Genomic DNA, 15,462 nt, shown 5'->3' with positions numbered 1-15,462 from the left:
TAATATATAGATTACAGTCACTACGTTTTGCTAGTACAACTTTAGTATTGTTGCTTTAGTGTAATAAAGATACGCGCATTATACTAGAATTATCCGTACTTAGTACAATCTTAAATTGCTAACATTGCTCTTTATTAGATTCCCAAACCTACTTTAAAGTAAAAAAACCATCGTTCTAACTTATTGATAATTTAAGCCATTCTTATCAATCAAGCTGTCTGAATGATATACCGTTCAATCATGACACTACTCATTAACAAGCTCACCTCTACAATTTACCAGCCTACATTGCTTAGTATTGGTAACGTACCATGTGACATTTCTGCAATATATATTCAGGTATTTGACAGCTAAAAAAAGAGCCAGCAACTGTGTAATAACAGTATGCTGACTCATATATGATGCTAAGTGTTACTGGTGCTGCGTTACTTATTGAGCATAGTTAATGTCTCTTCAAACTCTGAACGTCCAATTTCACCAACTTGCTGATTCACTAATTGGCTATCTTGATAATATAATAATGCTGGCGGCCCAAATAACTTGTAGCGCGCTAAGATTGCTTTGGAGTCTGCCGAGGTTTCAGTGATATCAAGTCTGACCAGTTGCCAATCTTGCATCTGTGCTGGACGACTACGGAATAAATTTTTATCCATAATTCGGCATTCGATACACCAATCAGCAGTCACATCAACGATGACCTTGGGATTTGCGGCAATAATTGCATCTAATTGCGCAAGCGTCGTAACGTGCTCATCATTCGCACTACTATTACCAACCGCTTGACCATTAGCCGACTGTAGCATCATCGGTGCAGCGCTCAGTGACGCTAACGGATGTAAACTATCATCATTACCTAGTGCCGCGCCAATAATCAAACAAGCTGCCCAAATACCAGTCACTAAACCAAGTGCTTGGGTAAGCATCCGGCCACGACCCAGCCAGCTCCACGCCCATGTCGCCACAACCATGAACCATAATGCCCATACTAACAGCATCACAGGGGATACAAACACGCGCTCAATTAATAGCAACGCCACTGCGAATAATAATAAAGCAAAGCCTTGTTTGACCCAGTTCATCCACTCGCCAGCTTTCGGTATAATTTTGCCTTGGGTGGCACCAATCAAAATCAGCGGCGCTGATAGACCAAAACCAAGCATGAATAAGGCGACAAAACCAAGCAGCGGACTACCGATGGTCGAAACTGCCAGCAATGCGCCAAATAGTGGCGCGGACACACAAGGCGATACGACCAATGCTGATAAAAACCCAGCAACCCAGCTGCCTCCCGTACTACCAAGCTTACTATCGCCCGCTTGACTCAAGCTTTGCATTTTACTACTGATTGCTCGTGGCAGACGAATAGTAAATAAGCCCAGCATATATAGTGCGAGCAATACAAAGATGATGGCAAAGCTAATCAAGATAATTGGGTTTTGTAGCCAGCCAATAATTCCTAATGACTCCCCAAATACTGCGATGACTGCGCCCAAAATACCATAGGCTGTAGCGACTCCAATGGCATAACTGGTGGTCAAAATCACGCCTTTTTTGACTGTGGGGTTCTTTTGACGCGCCACAATATTGGCAACGATAGGCAGCATGGGCAGTACGCACGGGGTTAGCGCTAAGCCTAAACCTGCTAAAAACAATAAACCTAATGCCAACCAGGGATGCGATGCTAGCCCAAATGGGTCACCATCAACTAAGCTATTAGCATTTATATCATTGCTGTTGACCGTATCGTTATTGACCGTATCACTGCCTATGACGTTAGTATCTGCGCCAGAAATCGTATTGGTAGCTGCAAGTTCTCCATCTAAAGAACTGTCATCTAGCAAAGCATAATCAATAACCTCGTCGTCTGTCTCCGCTTGCTCTGCTGTAGACGTAAGACTGTCGGCACCAGCTACATTTATCGCTTCTGCTGTCGTTGTGGTACTCGCAGCCAACTGAGTATTGTTGGTAAGATTATCGTTCGTTGTCGAGGTTTTAGTTGTAGAAGCTTTAGTTGTAGAGGCAGGGGCAAGGTTTTGGGCAGAAGTACCAGCACTACTTGCCGCAGTTTGTTGCGAAGTCGCAGCGATATTGACAGTAGTATTAATCTTTTCGGGTGGGTAACAAAGCCCTGCTTTAGCACAGCCTTGCCAGCCAATAACGACGGCTGCATTATTTACACTTTTGCCACTCGTACTGCTTAATACCGTAGTCGCAACCATGTTAGCTTGATCAAATACTGGGACACGGCCAAAGGTTGGATCATCAATTAAGTACGGCGTCTGACTAAAAGTAAATGGCGCAGCAGTCACGCCAGCAGGCAAGGTTAATTTTATTTGGTTTTTATAGACATAGTGTTCAGGAGTGATATCAAAGTTAATCGACAACTGCGTCCCTGTAGCGACAGGCTTACTGACACTACCAACCTGAAATGCTTGATCGACTGGCAAAAATTTTGGCTTCGATGAGCTTTTGTTACTACCAAATAAATCACCCAAACTAGCAGCCTGAGCTGTCATGGATGTGGCGGTCAGTCCAGTAGCGACCAATCCAGTCAGTAATGAGCTACTGGTTAAAGTAAGTGCCAACAGATAAGACTTTTTGGAACAACGATTTGCAGTGAGCGATGGAGGTTTTTCTGGTGTCTTAATGGACATAAAGGACTGCCTATTTATTACTAATACTTAAATCGACTTAATCGATATTTACTTACGTTTTGCTGCGATATCAACCGTGGTTTTGATTTTCTCTGGCGGATAGCATAACCCAGCTTTGGCACAGCCTTGCCAACCAATCACGAGCGGTGCATTCTTCGCCCCTTTTCCATTATTAGTCGTCAGCGTCGTGGTTGCTATCATATTTTTTTGGGTAAATACGGGTACTTTACCGAAAGTTGGATCATCAATTGAGACGGGGGTTTGATTAAAAGTAAACGGGGTTGCGCTCACACCTTTAGGGAAACTTAAAGTAAGCTGGTTTTTATAAACGTAATGACCTGGGGTAATATCAAAGGTGATGGATAAACGCGTGCCTTTAGACGTCGCGTTGGTAATGCTGTCAACTTGAAAGGCTTTATCTACTGGCAAAAACTTTGATTTTGCAGCACTGTTGTTACCAAACAGATCGCCTAGACCTGCAGCCTGAGCACTCATAGAAACCATTGATAACCCCATCATCAATGAGGTGCTCATGATAGCAAGTGCAAACGCATTAGACTTTTTAGAAGTACGTTTGTATATTGCGACTGTTTTTGTTATTGGCATTTTTATCAACATGAATAATTACCTTTAATTGCTAACGTTTAGAACTAAATCTGACTTTGGTTGATGTATTCTTTTCTGAGACTGGCGTTATATCGATAATGACTTTTAATGCATTAGGAATTGGTTAGGAGATTTTTAGGTCTATTACTATACTTATGAGACTGATGTGACTTATATAAGTGGGACAGTTATGTGGTCATAAAAAAATATCAACCAATAACGCCTTATTGGTTGATAGTTATTATGTTCTAGTTATCCGTTACTAGTAGCTTGTTAATCAGTAGTCTATTAATCAGTATGCTTATCATGATATCTATAGTTGCGCATAGATATCAGCATCTTGACCCTCGCCGCCTTGTTGCCCATCAGCCCCTAAAGAAAATAAATCATAAGGACGACCTTCGCTACCTGGAGAGACGTACTGTAGCTCATTTTCCCAACCATCGGTCGGATAACCACCTTTGATATAACCACCTTCAGGATAATTCTTCGCCTCGGCAGGTGGCGTACTTAACGCCTCTAAACCTTGTGCTGTCGTTGGATAGCGTGAGTTATCTACCTTATACATATCAAGCGTATTGGACACGGTCGACAGTGCCGTTTCTGTCGTTTTAACACGCGCTTTATCGCTTTGTCCTACCACTTTTGGTACAACCAATCCTGCCAAAATAGCTAGGATAACAATCACAACCATAATCTCGATAAGCGTAAAGCCTGACTGGCTAAAGCCAACCTGACGGTGGCGCACTCTTGCTCGACTGCTAATAGCATTTAAACTAACAATAGTAGAGTCGTTGGTATCTAAATGGGATTGTATGCTTTTCATAAAATACTGCTTTGTCGCATTTGTTTGGGTTTTATCAATCATAGTCATCGCTTTTATTATTACGGTTATACACAAATATCAAGACGATTATCACTATAAACTATGATTTTATATTTATCTACCATCGCACTTAGATTATTACTATAGTTACTTGTAGCCAAAGCAGCTACGCTAATAGTTACAAGAGCTACTTGTATTTATGAGAGCCACTATAGCCCAACTATTTGATGGACGACAGTACATTTCTCTCTCATTCATTAATATACAACAGTAAGAAAAATTTAAGAAACCTACAGTAAGGTTGATATAAATCAAAAGAATGAAAATTAGGAATAAAAAGTGGTATAAAGCAGAAATAAACGAACATAAGAGCACAGAAAACAGCCAGTGCTAACCAGCTAAATCATTCATATTTACAATTGGGAGCATGACCGCCATCACAATAATCATCACTACAACTCCCATCAGTACTAGCATTAGCGGCTCTAATAACGATAGCAAAGTGCTAATAAAGTTAGTCGCTTCCGCCTCTTGCATAGTGGCAGCACGGCTGAGCATACTCTCAAGCTCGCCTGAGTTTTCACCACTTTTGATCATCTGTACCATCATCGGTGGAAAATAAGGCGTTCTTTCAAGCTGGCTTGACAGACTGGCGCCTTCTGTTACCCGATCTGCAGCGGTAATAATGGTTTGTTTAATATGTAGATTGGTGGTGACCGCAGCGCCAATATGCAGCGCTTCAATTAGTGGTACACCCGAACGTACCAATATCGCAAGCGTACTGGCAAAGCGTGCAGCATTCAGACCTTTAGAGAGCCGCGCCAATATCGGCAATCTAAGCACGATACTATCAATAGTAAGCTTGCCTGCCTGCGTTTGTGCAAACCGATAAAATAACAGTGCTGTACCCACTAATACCAGTAACATTAGCCACCACCATTGGGTAATGGCATTGGACATCGCAAGCACCACTTGAGTAATCAGTGGTAGTGCCTGCTCAGACTGCTCAAACACTTTGACAATTTTGGGTACGACAAAGCTCATCAGGCCCATAATGACGCTGATTGCCATGACCATCAATACAATGGGATATACCATCGCCCCTTGGATTTTCTTTTGTAAGGCAAAGCGGTTTTCAGTGTAATCGGCCAGCTGATTAAGAATAAGATCAAGGTGACCGGACTTTTCACCAGCAGCGATAGTAGCAATATATAACGGTGGGAAGCTAGCTGCTTGCTGTAGTGCACGGGCAAAGCTTAAACCTTCTAAGACATGTGAGCGTACTGCCAACATCAGAGACTTGATATGAGTTTTGGGTGATTGCTTGGCGACGGCTGCCAGTGTTTCTTCGAGCGGAATACCTGCTGCAAGTAGTACGGACAGCTGGCGAGTCAATAATGCCAGCTCGTAAGCAGAGGGTTTTTTGTAGCGACTACGCTGTCGCCCTTGTTGGTCGTTGACTGCATTGACTTCTACTGGCGTCCATTGCTTATCGCGGAGTTGCTGGCGTATTTGCCGTGCAGAATCACCTTCGAGTAGCCCCTTTTGGACACCGCCTTGGTCATCAAGCGCTTTATAATGATAAGCAGGCATAGCAGCGAATATCCTAGGGTCATGGATTACAAAAGAAGTCGATAATATATTTAAAAGAGCGGTGTAGAGTCGTTACTCTCAGGCATCATTCCTTGTAATAATAAAACATCTAAATGCTGTTGCTGGAGTTTTTTATCAAAATCATTAACCTCAGCGATAAGCATTTTTTCAATACGTTTATCAGATGCATAGACGCTGAGTCGTGCGCAGATGACGGCGAGCTGATAGATACGCTTTTTACAATAACTGTCTAAGCCTTGTAGTAAGCGCACCATATAAGGCGTCTCAAGGCTAGCATAGTCATAATCTTCAATGACCTGCTCGCCAAGTGCCGTGACCCCATAGCTAATAGATAAATGCGCACAAAAATAACAGCTGAATAAATAACCAATCACATGACCAATATAATAGCCACGATCATAAGTAAAGCTACTCACCCCAAAATGACCAAGTACATAGCTATTTAGGCTGGCTTGATCGCTAATAGGCTTGGGATGTTTAAGCTTACCGACGGTCGCAAGTCTTAGCGGATTATGACCGTCTTGAGCCGTTAGTTGCCACCCAGCAGGTTGCTGGGCTGGCATATGACGCACAATGTCAGCGATGATATCGTCAACCACGTGCAGTTGCTGCCATAAGCGCTCAATCGTATCAATATCAAGTAGGCCACGCTTATCGAGCTGCTGCGCAAGCTTATACTGCTGATATTCTGCAAACTGCGGCTTTAGGGTCTGTACCAAATACGTAGGACGCGTACTCGCAGGTGCCAAATAGAGCAGACGTGTACGCTCATGCTGTGCCTGATAAAGTGCCACACGTTGTTCAGCAACGCTAGACTCTGATGTATCAGCATCTTGAATGGTTTGAATAGAGTTTGCTTCAGAGGGCGGCGTAGTAAAGAGTGCAAGCAAAGCGGCTTTATCAATCGCTAACGAGTTTTGCGTCGACGCTACCTGCTTATAGGTGCTTTTGTCATCGTTAGCGCTATTATCGCCATTTATAGTGGCAGATTGAAAGCTACTCTCAAAAATCGGTTGGGTCATAAAGTACCATCACCAGCAAAAAATAAACGTTGTCTCAGGCATTGCAACCACATATTAAAGCTATTCATCTAAATGTCATGACTAAATACAACACATAGCCAAATATTATGGTGATTGCGCTTAGACAACTTACTATTATATAGTACCTGAACGCACTTTGATTGTCAGTTTTACTACATCCCTCTATCTAATCTTTAATCATATCGGTGTTTATAAAATACCATTACAAAAAAAGCACTAAAGCCCGATTATCGACCTTAATGCTTTACCATAAATCTATTTATGCCATCAACTTACTTTGATACTGCTGACGATACGCTTTTGGTGATATGCCATAAACGCGCTTGAACGCTTGGCTAAAAGTGGAGTCTGATGCATAACCCACCAGCTCACTAATCCGACTGATGCTATTCTGCTGCAAGCGTAAATAACGTGCTGCCAAACGTAACCGATAATCGATTAAATAAGTTAATGGCGGCATGCCAACGATATCTTTAAACCGCTGTGCAAAGCTTGAGCGTGACATACCTGCTACTTCAGCAAGCTTATGAATTGTCCAGTCTCGGCTCGGAGTATCATGCATCGCGACTAACGCTTTGGTTAAATAAGGGTCTCGTAAAGCTTGTAACCAGCTGTCTGTCGCCTCCGGTAAACCTTCAATGTAAGTGCGCAAACATTCAATCATCATAATACCTGCCCAATGGTTGATGACGGCAGTCTTACCCATACGCTCATGCTCAGACTCTAGTTTTAATAGCTTAACTTCTACATCCATGACGCCAAAACGCCCATCAGATACTTCAGTAAGCTCAGGCAATACCGATGGTAGCACCGATAATAGCGGTTGCATCATCTCTTTCTCATATTGGCATTCGATTAGTATCAAACATGCATTGCTCTCACCATCATCGTTGAGCTCAATAGTATGATCTTCAGAGTTACTAAGCATCTCATCTAAAGGTTTGGCATCATCACCACTATGATTAAGTGCATAGCTAACATGCTTATAGGTATTCGAGATCATGATTGTATCGCCAGCATTTGCTTCTCGTGTCTCATTCCCTACATTGATGCAAAAGCTGCCGGATAATACTAAATAAAATAAAACCGTATCTTTTCTATCGATTGAATAAGACCAGTTACCCCTACCATTCAAACGATAATATTTTGTCTCAGACAAATGCACGTTCTGTAATAACATACTAAGTGCGTCCATTAACAACTTCCTCAATAATATATGGTAATTTACGGCAGTTGAGCCGAACTCTGCAAAATAAACCACCTAAGAGACTTTACACAAGAAAAATCGCTTATCGTGGACTGTCATTAAAGTTATACGTACGCTAAGCACATCTTGAACTTAGATTGGTCAAACAATCTGCTTCATATGAACTATAGATATATCCAATATTGGCGGCATTAATCGCATTCATCCAATCCAAATTAATAATGCAATTATGGAATCAACATCATCTTAGTGAAAACTATCAAAGAAAACCTAATATATTATTTATAAATACTTAATAATTAATAGCTTACATGAAAAAAAATAGATATATACAACTAAATGAATTTTAAATTAGTTTAAATACTCAACAGTTCTCGATGAATACTATTCAACGAGCATATTAAGAAAAAATCTAAGAAGAAATTGAGCGTTGATAAACAGTTAACTGCCTTAAGAAAAAAAATAAGGATTATCATCAAACAATAGGCGAAATAATATCATTAAGCTATCAAAAAATAGCCCAAAAATAGAAGGGGATGTAAAGATACAAAAAACGCAGACGAAAAAAAATGCCAACGAGGGCAATTAGTTTGTAAAAAAAGATATAAACAGAAGGGTATCAAATAAAAATTGGGGCGACTGATGGGACTCGAACCCACGACAACCGAGATCACAACCCGGGGCTCTACCAACTGAGCTACAACCGCCATAACTATTGCCAAAAAGGCAAGATTTGCAGGCTAAATGGTGCGCCTGGCAGGATTCGAACCTGCGGCCACCTCCTTAGAAGGGAGATGCTCTATCCAGCTGAGCTACAGGCGCTCTTAGAGGACTTTTACATATTTTGGTAAATTTATAATATCAGAAACTAAACCATTATACATAAAAAAAAGCCTGTAAGGCTCTTAAAATAGATGGTCGGAGTGATAGGATTCGAACCTACGACCCTCTGGTCCCAAACCAGATGCGCTACCAAACTGCGCCACACTCCGAAATTCTCTATTATCACGATAATTTTGTTAGTTAACTCGTTATTGGCAATGCCACTAACTGGTTAATGTTCCTCGCTATCGAGGTGCACATATTAAGGCTTATAGACCTTGGTGTCAACACCTATTTCTAGTTATTTTAATAAATCTGCATAATTTTAGCTAAGTAATTGTTTTTATTGTTTATACCTCTTTAAGTAAATATTGAGTAACTTTATACAGGCCCGCTATTAAGCGAGCCAGTAGTGACATTAAAGGGCATCAGCCATAATGTCGCCTGCTCTAAGTCTATAGAATTTGCAGACTGCCGCAGTGCGACTGGTCGCCGAGCATCATCTGTGACCGGATAGACGAGCCAAACCTGCTCTGCTTGGTAAGCTTGCGCATAGCTGGTCAGCTGATAAGCATCGTTGGCACTGATGTCACGTGCATGAGATAGATGCTTCCATTTAATATCGATGACATGACTACAACGACGTGCGTTGTCATCTTTACTCAGATGTGTTTTTTCACTACTCTGATGGGCGGACGAGTCATAAACCAGTAAATCCGGCTGCATAGACAGACAAGTCTGTCCTGTAGGGTCACTAAGCCAAACCCCTCTTTGCTGATGAAATGTCTGATACAGAGGTTGGTTAATACCACCAGACTGATTAAACAGTTCAGCAACGCGCTGGCCTGCCCACTGCTCAAACGCTTGATTCATATTAATCAATAAACATAATTGCAATTGGCTGCTTTGATGGCTGATGCCATTGCCTGCGGGCATGCTTGAATGCTGCATCTGGAGTAGCCAATAAGCTAAATCTAGTAGCTTATGCGCAGATTGTAGCTGCAACCTAGTCAACGGCTGTAACCTTATCTGCTGCTTTGCCATCTGATATAGAGAATCCAACCTTTGTAGCTCATAGTAGCTAAGCACAGTGATCTGTCGCCAAGACACCAACTTAGACATTAGTACCGCAGACAGCGATATTGATTGCGAGTCATAACCCTGATGCGAGCCTGCCAGCTGCTTAAGAAAAACCAAAGCGCTTTTGATTAGGCGATTAGCGAGCATATCCGTACTTAAATGATTTACTTCACACGCAAAATTATGAGGCTGATGGCTGTTACGCTTGAGCTGTTCTTTGATGAGCAGCTTACCCTGTAGCATTGTTTGATTATGAATTTGTGTCTGATAATGCTTGGTAGGCTGATAATCGGACAGTAACTGTAAAAACTGCGAGACTAGCCATTGCGATAGTGGCGGCGTTTGTGTAGACAAAGGAGCGAGATGTTGGCTCAATTGTCCTAAGTTTTTTGTATGCGGCAGTTTATTATTTGTGTTAGATCCAGCGCTCAAGTCAGACAACATCAGTTGTACCCACTGACGTGCCTGCATGACTTCATCGTTTTGCGTGAGATTATTTTCCCGCGCTCCTGCAACCGCTTTGGGCAATATCTCAAGCGTGATGCCACTTGGTAGCATAATGACACCAATATAGTGACCTACTTTAAGCTGCCATTGTCTACGCTGACGCTGAATAGTAAATACCGTAAAATCTTGCGCCAATAGCCAAGCAAAATCAGCTACCACAAAAAAGTCTGCTGAAACTAAACGCTGATGTTCAAACACGCTCATAATAGCTTGATCCGACGTTTTTAAGTCAGGAAACGATTTTGAGGTGGTATAATCAGCTCTGTTGCCGTTATTGCTCATTAAGACATTATTCATCAAGATACTGTTCATTAAAATCAATACAAACGCTGATAGACATGGGGCTTAGCAAACTCGCCAGTCTGTGCGAGAAGATCTGGATTTATGATATAGCCAGCATTTCCCATCGTTGAGCCTACAAATGCATTTTGACCAGCAAACATAGAGCTTTGATTAGCCATATCTGGCTGTGGATATAGATTGCTTCGACTATCATGAATAAATTGTACGGCAGTTGGCTGTTGCTCATCATTAAACAAATATTGCAATAAAGCTACTTGTCCGCCAGTCGCTTGAGCCAATTGCGGGATGATTTGCTCCACCAATACTGTTTGCAGCTGTGCCAAATTACTTACCGAAAATAAAAATGCGTGACCTAATTGCGCCTCTTGCCCCAACGTTTGAATGATACGATAGTTTAAGCCCGACAACAGCTTAGCTAAATCTATCGTTTCTGATGACTTATCATCTTCTAAACTTTTAGAGCTATGGTTAAAAACATTGATCACCTGTAATAATTCAGGCTGCGGGGAACAGTCTATAAAGCGAAAGCGCCGACGTAACGCCATATCGAGCGGTGCTAAAGAGTGGTCTTGCGTATTCATCGTTGCATAAATATCAACATTGGCAGGCACACTAAACGACCTTCCAGAATACGCTAGATTGACTTGCATCGCGTTCGCTTGTCCATTGCGTTTATCCGCCTCGATCAGGCTAAGTAATTCCCCAAATACTCGCGACACGTTGGCGCGGTTAATCTCATCAATCAGCATCGCATAACGATGTTCAGGATCATTGGCGGCGCGTTGACAAAGCTTTAAGAAAGCACCATCTTGGATTTCGTAACGCATTTGGTTACTAACTTCTTGATGGCTGTTTTGAGCACCCTGCCCGCTGTGTTCATTGGCGCTAATAACTGGGCGAATACCTTCGACAAACTCTTCATAGCCATATGCTTGATGAAAGCTGACCATGCTATAGCACTGCTTTTGTACAGCTTGATTGTCTTGTAGCGCTTGTCGAAACTCGGCCAGCTGCTGTGATAATCCTATTAATAGCGACACGCTGTCTGGTAGTAAATGCCATGCCCCGCTTTCGTCTTTATCGAAGTACGCTTGATTTGCACGATTTTTATAAGTGACTGTTTTTGAGTTGGCAGGACTATGCATTTGTAGCACCGACCATGCTGTATTGCTTAAGTTTTTTTCACGCTCATTTTGCATTGCTTTTGCAATAAAAAACTCGTGATTGACGATTTCAGGTACCTTTACTAAATCTTTGTGCTGAGCCTTAAAGTCTAAAAAGATTAAGCACACCACATCACGCCAACTAAGCTCATATAATAATTGCGACAATAGCTCGTTACTGTCTATCATCGGCAAATGATAAGTATACTGTTTGGCGATTTGTAGCAATCGATAAGTCTTCCCTGTGCCTGCTACACCGGTGTATATAATATTGGTAGGGCTGTTAATTGATACGTCATTCATAGCTTAACTCAGCGTTCAAAGCGATTGATAAAGAACCAGATAGGTAAGGTGTACAACGCTCCATTGGTTACGTTACTACTATTTTGTGAGCGTGGTCGTTTATGGTACTAATGATAGCCAGATGCAAGTTTATACTATTGTTATGATTATGCTTGCCCTGCTTTATCCATTATTCAAAAATGCCCAAACAGATTAATTTGAGGAACTTTGTATGTCAGGATTATTAAATAAGCTACCTATTAAACTACCGACCAAGATACCAGCTAAGTTACCTGAAAAAATATCCGATGCCTTAACCCCTCAAGCAAATGTCCCGATGAATCCTAGTAAACTCAAACCTATAAGCAATCAGTTTACTAAGCTTTTAGCTATTACCAAGTATTTACCTGCTGGCGCACGCTCGACCATTCTATCTAAAGCCTTTGGCAAAGTCGTACCTTATGTGGGCACAACGGGTGTCTACTACGAAACTGTAGAACCCAATCAAGTGATTGTGAGTTTAAATAACAACAAAGCTGTACAGAACCATATTGGCTCAATCCATGCGGTTGCCGTCACTCTACTTGCCGAGACTGCCACCGGTTTTATTTTGGGGTTAAACCTACCTGCTGATCGGGTGTTACTGATTAAGTCTTACTCTGTAAATTTTTATCGTCCGCTCAAAAAAGGTCAAATCGCTGCGGTTGCTACTTTAAGTGATGAACAACGCTTAGATATTCTAAATACGCCCAAGGGTGAGATGGTCATACCATGCGTCATCAATGATCGCGAGTCTGATAGCGTACGTGAGCCTATCACCGTTGAGATGACATGGGCATGGGTACCGAAATCTGAATTAGAAGCACGCCGCCAAGGTAAGTCGCAAAAAAAAGTGACTGTTACTGAAGATAAAACTGAAAACGAGACTGAAACTGCTAACCATCAATAATGAAGTAAATAACAGCTCTATAACTTTATAATGCGCTATTTACCTTAATAAACTTTGTACAGTGTATTTAATAGTTAATTGGTCAATAACAAGGAGAAAATGATGTCTAAATTCAGCAATAAATTTACTGTCAACCTATCTAAGTCTTTACTAGTGGTAGCCTGTGCACTTGGACTGACTGTCACCGCAAACGCTGCTCCAGCCACGTCTACTAGCACAGCTACTATGACCAAATCCAAACCTGTTTTTTTGGGTGATGGCGGCGATTACCCTTTCTCTAGCGCAGTACGTGTTGGTGACACTTTATATATGTCAGGACAAATTGGCTTTAAAGATGGCAAGTTGGTTGAAGGCGGTATCAAAGCGGAAACCAAGCAAACATTAGATAATATCAACGAAGTATTACTAAAATACGGCTACCAGAAGTCAGATATTGTCAAATGTATGGCGATGCTGACCGATATGAATGATTTTGGCGCGTTTAATGAAGTTTATAAAACTGAGCTTGCCAAGCCTTATCCTGTACGCTCAGCCTTTGGTGTCAAAGACTTGGCCGCCGGCGCTAGTGTTGAAGTAGAATGTATAGCAGCTAAATAATATCAATGCTTATATAAACAAATAAACAAGCAACTAAGCAACTAAGCAACTAAGCAACTAAGCAACTAAGCAACTAAGCAACTAAGCTAATTACTTTAGCCGGTTCACTTGAGCAACCTATATTTAACAGTTAATGTTGCGCAAAATATTGTCAGCCGACCATGAAACCAAAGGTTAAGCTGGCAATTCAACTGACAATTTAAATCAAGATAGCGTCATCTGTTAGGGCGCTTTCTTTGGTTACGCGCAATACTTCCTCTAATGTCGTCTGCCCCGCTATAACTTTACGTAATCCATCAGCACGAATCGATGGAGTCTTTTGCCGTGCATAGGACTCCAGCTCATATTCTGCAGTATTACTATGAATCATCCGTCTCAAAGTATCATCCACCGGTACGACTTCATATATCGCTGTCCGCCCTTTAAACCCAGACTGATTACACTTATCACAACCGACTGGTTTGGGTAGTTTAATCGCTGTCTCTACCGACGTTTTAGAATCTATCTCAATACCAATCTCTGTAAATAATTTGGCTTGTTCAGAATCAGCCAGCTGCCACGTATGACAATGCGGGCAAAGCATACGCACTAAGCGCTGCGCGACTACGCCAATGAGCGAGGACGATAATAAGAACGGCTCTACTCCCATATCTTGCAAACGTGTCACCGCGCCGATAGCGGTATTGGTATGCAAGGTTGATAGTACCAAATGCCCTGTCAGTGATGCTTGTACGGCAATCTCAGCGGTTTCAATGTCTCGTATTTCCCCTACCATTACCACGTCTGGATCTTGACGTAACATCGCCCGTAAGCTTTTGGCAAAGGTCATATCGACTTTATTATTAACTTGTGTCTGCCCAATGCCATCAAGCTGAAATTCAATTGGATCCTCAGCAGTTAAGATATTACGAGTTTGATCATTCAAATCAGTCAATGCGGCATAAAGGGTGGTCGTTTTACCCGAACCCGTAGGACCCGTCACCAAAATAATGCCATGCGGACGATGAATTAAGCGCTTGAGCTCGGTATAGTCGTTATCCGAAAGCCCTAAATAAGTCATATTCAGACGACCTGCTTGTTTATCCAACAGTCGCATCACGACTCGTTCGCCAAAGCTTGAAGGCAACGTGGATACCCGCACATCGACTTCGCGTCCTGCCAATCGCAAGCTAATACGTCCATCTTGCGGCACGCGTTTTTCAGCAATATCGAGTTTGGCCATTACTTTAATACGTGAAACCAGCAGTGGCGCTAATTGACGCTTGGGCGTGATGATTTCTTTGAGCTCACCATCGACACGAAAGCGCACGACCAAACGCTTCTCAAAAGTTTCGATATGGATATCTGAGGCATTGAGACGGATAGCTTCAGACAACAGCGCATTAATCAGACGAATAATAGGTGCATCGTCTTGCTGATCCATCAAATCTTCGGTCTCAGGAACACTATCTGCTAAACTGTCTAAATCAGGATGATCTTCGAGGCCAGCAGCGATATGTTGTGATTCGCCTGTATTACCGGCGTAGGCGACATTCATACGTTTTTCAAATTCATCCGCGCTAACACTGTCGTAAGCTGGCACACCGCGCACCCCTTGCTGCTGCAAAAACCGCACTGCTTCATTGATAGCAGATAGTGGTGTGGCCTTGGTTAATACCAGCGTCGGTGGCAGCTCAGGGTCAATAGCTAAAATAACTAAGAGCTGATGGCGTTTCGCAAAACTGTATGGCAGTTGCATCATAAAAACGACCTGATAAAGATAGAATGAGTGGTAAAAAATTTGATAATCTATGTGATAAACAAATAATA

At 42.1% G+C, this 15,462-nt stretch carries 11 protein-coding genes and 3 tRNA genes; 2 read left to right on the top strand and 12 right to left on the bottom strand.

Annotated features, from left to right (window positions below; translation table 11 throughout):
• Window positions 1-425: 425 nt before the first annotated feature.
• The 11 genes from AK823_RS01580 to AK823_RS01530 form a co-directional block, all read right to left on the bottom strand.
• Entirely contained in the window at window positions 426-2,654 is a 2,229-nt protein-coding gene (locus AK823_RS01580; protein WP_068325683.1) for a protein-disulfide reductase DsbD domain-containing protein, read from the bottom strand.
• 48 nt (window positions 2,655-2,702) lie between these two features.
• Window positions 2,703-3,272 carry a protein-disulfide reductase DsbD domain-containing protein gene (locus tag AK823_RS01575; RefSeq protein ID WP_068325681.1) on the bottom strand — a complete coding sequence of 190 codons (570 nt, stop codon included), beginning with the start codon at window positions 3,270-3,272 and terminating at the stop codon, window positions 2,703-2,705.
• Window positions 3,273-3,573: 301 nt separating this feature from the next.
• Window positions 3,574-4,086: a type II secretion system major pseudopilin GspG gene (gene gspG / locus AK823_RS01570; protein ID WP_203226566.1), complete on the bottom strand. Its 513-nt coding sequence runs from the start codon at window positions 4,084-4,086 to the stop codon at window positions 3,574-3,576.
• 390 nt (window positions 4,087-4,476) lie between these two features.
• On the bottom strand, window positions 4,477-5,679 hold the full coding sequence (gene gspF / locus AK823_RS01565) for a type II secretion system inner membrane protein GspF (RefSeq protein WP_068034132.1): 1,203 nt from the start codon (window positions 5,677-5,679) through the stop codon (window positions 4,477-4,479).
• Window positions 5,680-5,729: 50 nt separating this feature from the next.
• Window positions 5,730-6,722, bottom strand: coding sequence for a hypothetical protein (locus AK823_RS01560; protein ID WP_068325679.1), 993 nt, complete (start codon window positions 6,720-6,722; stop codon window positions 5,730-5,732).
• Between the two features lie 280 nt (window positions 6,723-7,002).
• Window positions 7,003-7,938, bottom strand: coding sequence for an AraC family transcriptional regulator (locus AK823_RS01555; protein ID WP_068325677.1), 936 nt, complete (start codon window positions 7,936-7,938; stop codon window positions 7,003-7,005).
• 643 nt (window positions 7,939-8,581) lie between these two features.
• Window positions 8,582-8,657 (bottom strand) — tRNA-His (locus tag AK823_RS01550).
• A gap of 38 nt (window positions 8,658-8,695) precedes the next feature.
• Window positions 8,696-8,772, bottom strand: a tRNA-Arg gene (locus tag AK823_RS01545).
• A gap of 93 nt (window positions 8,773-8,865) precedes the next feature.
• Window positions 8,866-8,942 (bottom strand) — tRNA-Pro (locus AK823_RS01540).
• Window positions 8,943-9,153: 211 nt separating this feature from the next.
• The gene (locus AK823_RS01535) at window positions 9,154-10,656 is read right to left on the bottom strand and encodes an McrC family protein (RefSeq protein ID WP_228138893.1); all 1,503 of its coding nucleotides are present in this window, start codon (window positions 10,654-10,656) and stop codon (window positions 9,154-9,156) included.
• A 20-nt stretch (window positions 10,657-10,676) separates the two neighbouring features.
• Window positions 10,677-12,128 (bottom strand): AAA family ATPase, encoded by a 1,452-nt coding sequence (locus tag AK823_RS01530; protein ID WP_068325675.1) that lies wholly within the window; start codon window positions 12,126-12,128, stop codon window positions 10,677-10,679.
• Window positions 12,129-12,339: 211 nt separating this feature from the next.
• On the opposite strand from AK823_RS01530, the gene AK823_RS01525 reads away from it, so the two are divergent.
• On the top strand, window positions 12,340-13,056 hold the full coding sequence (locus tag AK823_RS01525) for a DUF4442 domain-containing protein (protein WP_068325673.1): 717 nt from the start codon (window positions 12,340-12,342) through the stop codon (window positions 13,054-13,056).
• Window positions 13,057-13,155: 99 nt separating this feature from the next.
• The gene (locus AK823_RS01520) at window positions 13,156-13,653 is read left to right on the top strand and encodes a RidA family protein (protein ID WP_228138892.1); all 498 of its coding nucleotides are present in this window, start codon (window positions 13,156-13,158) and stop codon (window positions 13,651-13,653) included.
• Between the two features lie 199 nt (window positions 13,654-13,852).
• Here AK823_RS01520 and gspE read toward each other — a convergent pair whose 3' ends face one another.
• On the bottom strand, window positions 13,853-15,394 hold the full coding sequence (gene gspE, locus AK823_RS01515) for a type II secretion system ATPase GspE (RefSeq protein ID WP_068325669.1): 1,542 nt from the start codon (window positions 15,392-15,394) through the stop codon (window positions 13,853-13,855).
• Window positions 15,395-15,462 lie beyond the last annotated feature (68 nt).

Source organism: Psychrobacter sp. P2G3, from assembly GCF_001593285.1.
Taxonomy (GTDB): domain Bacteria; phylum Pseudomonadota; class Gammaproteobacteria; order Pseudomonadales; family Moraxellaceae; genus Psychrobacter.
The sequence above is the reverse complement of the archived record's forward strand: the minus strand, read 5'-3'. Positions and strand labels throughout refer to the sequence as shown.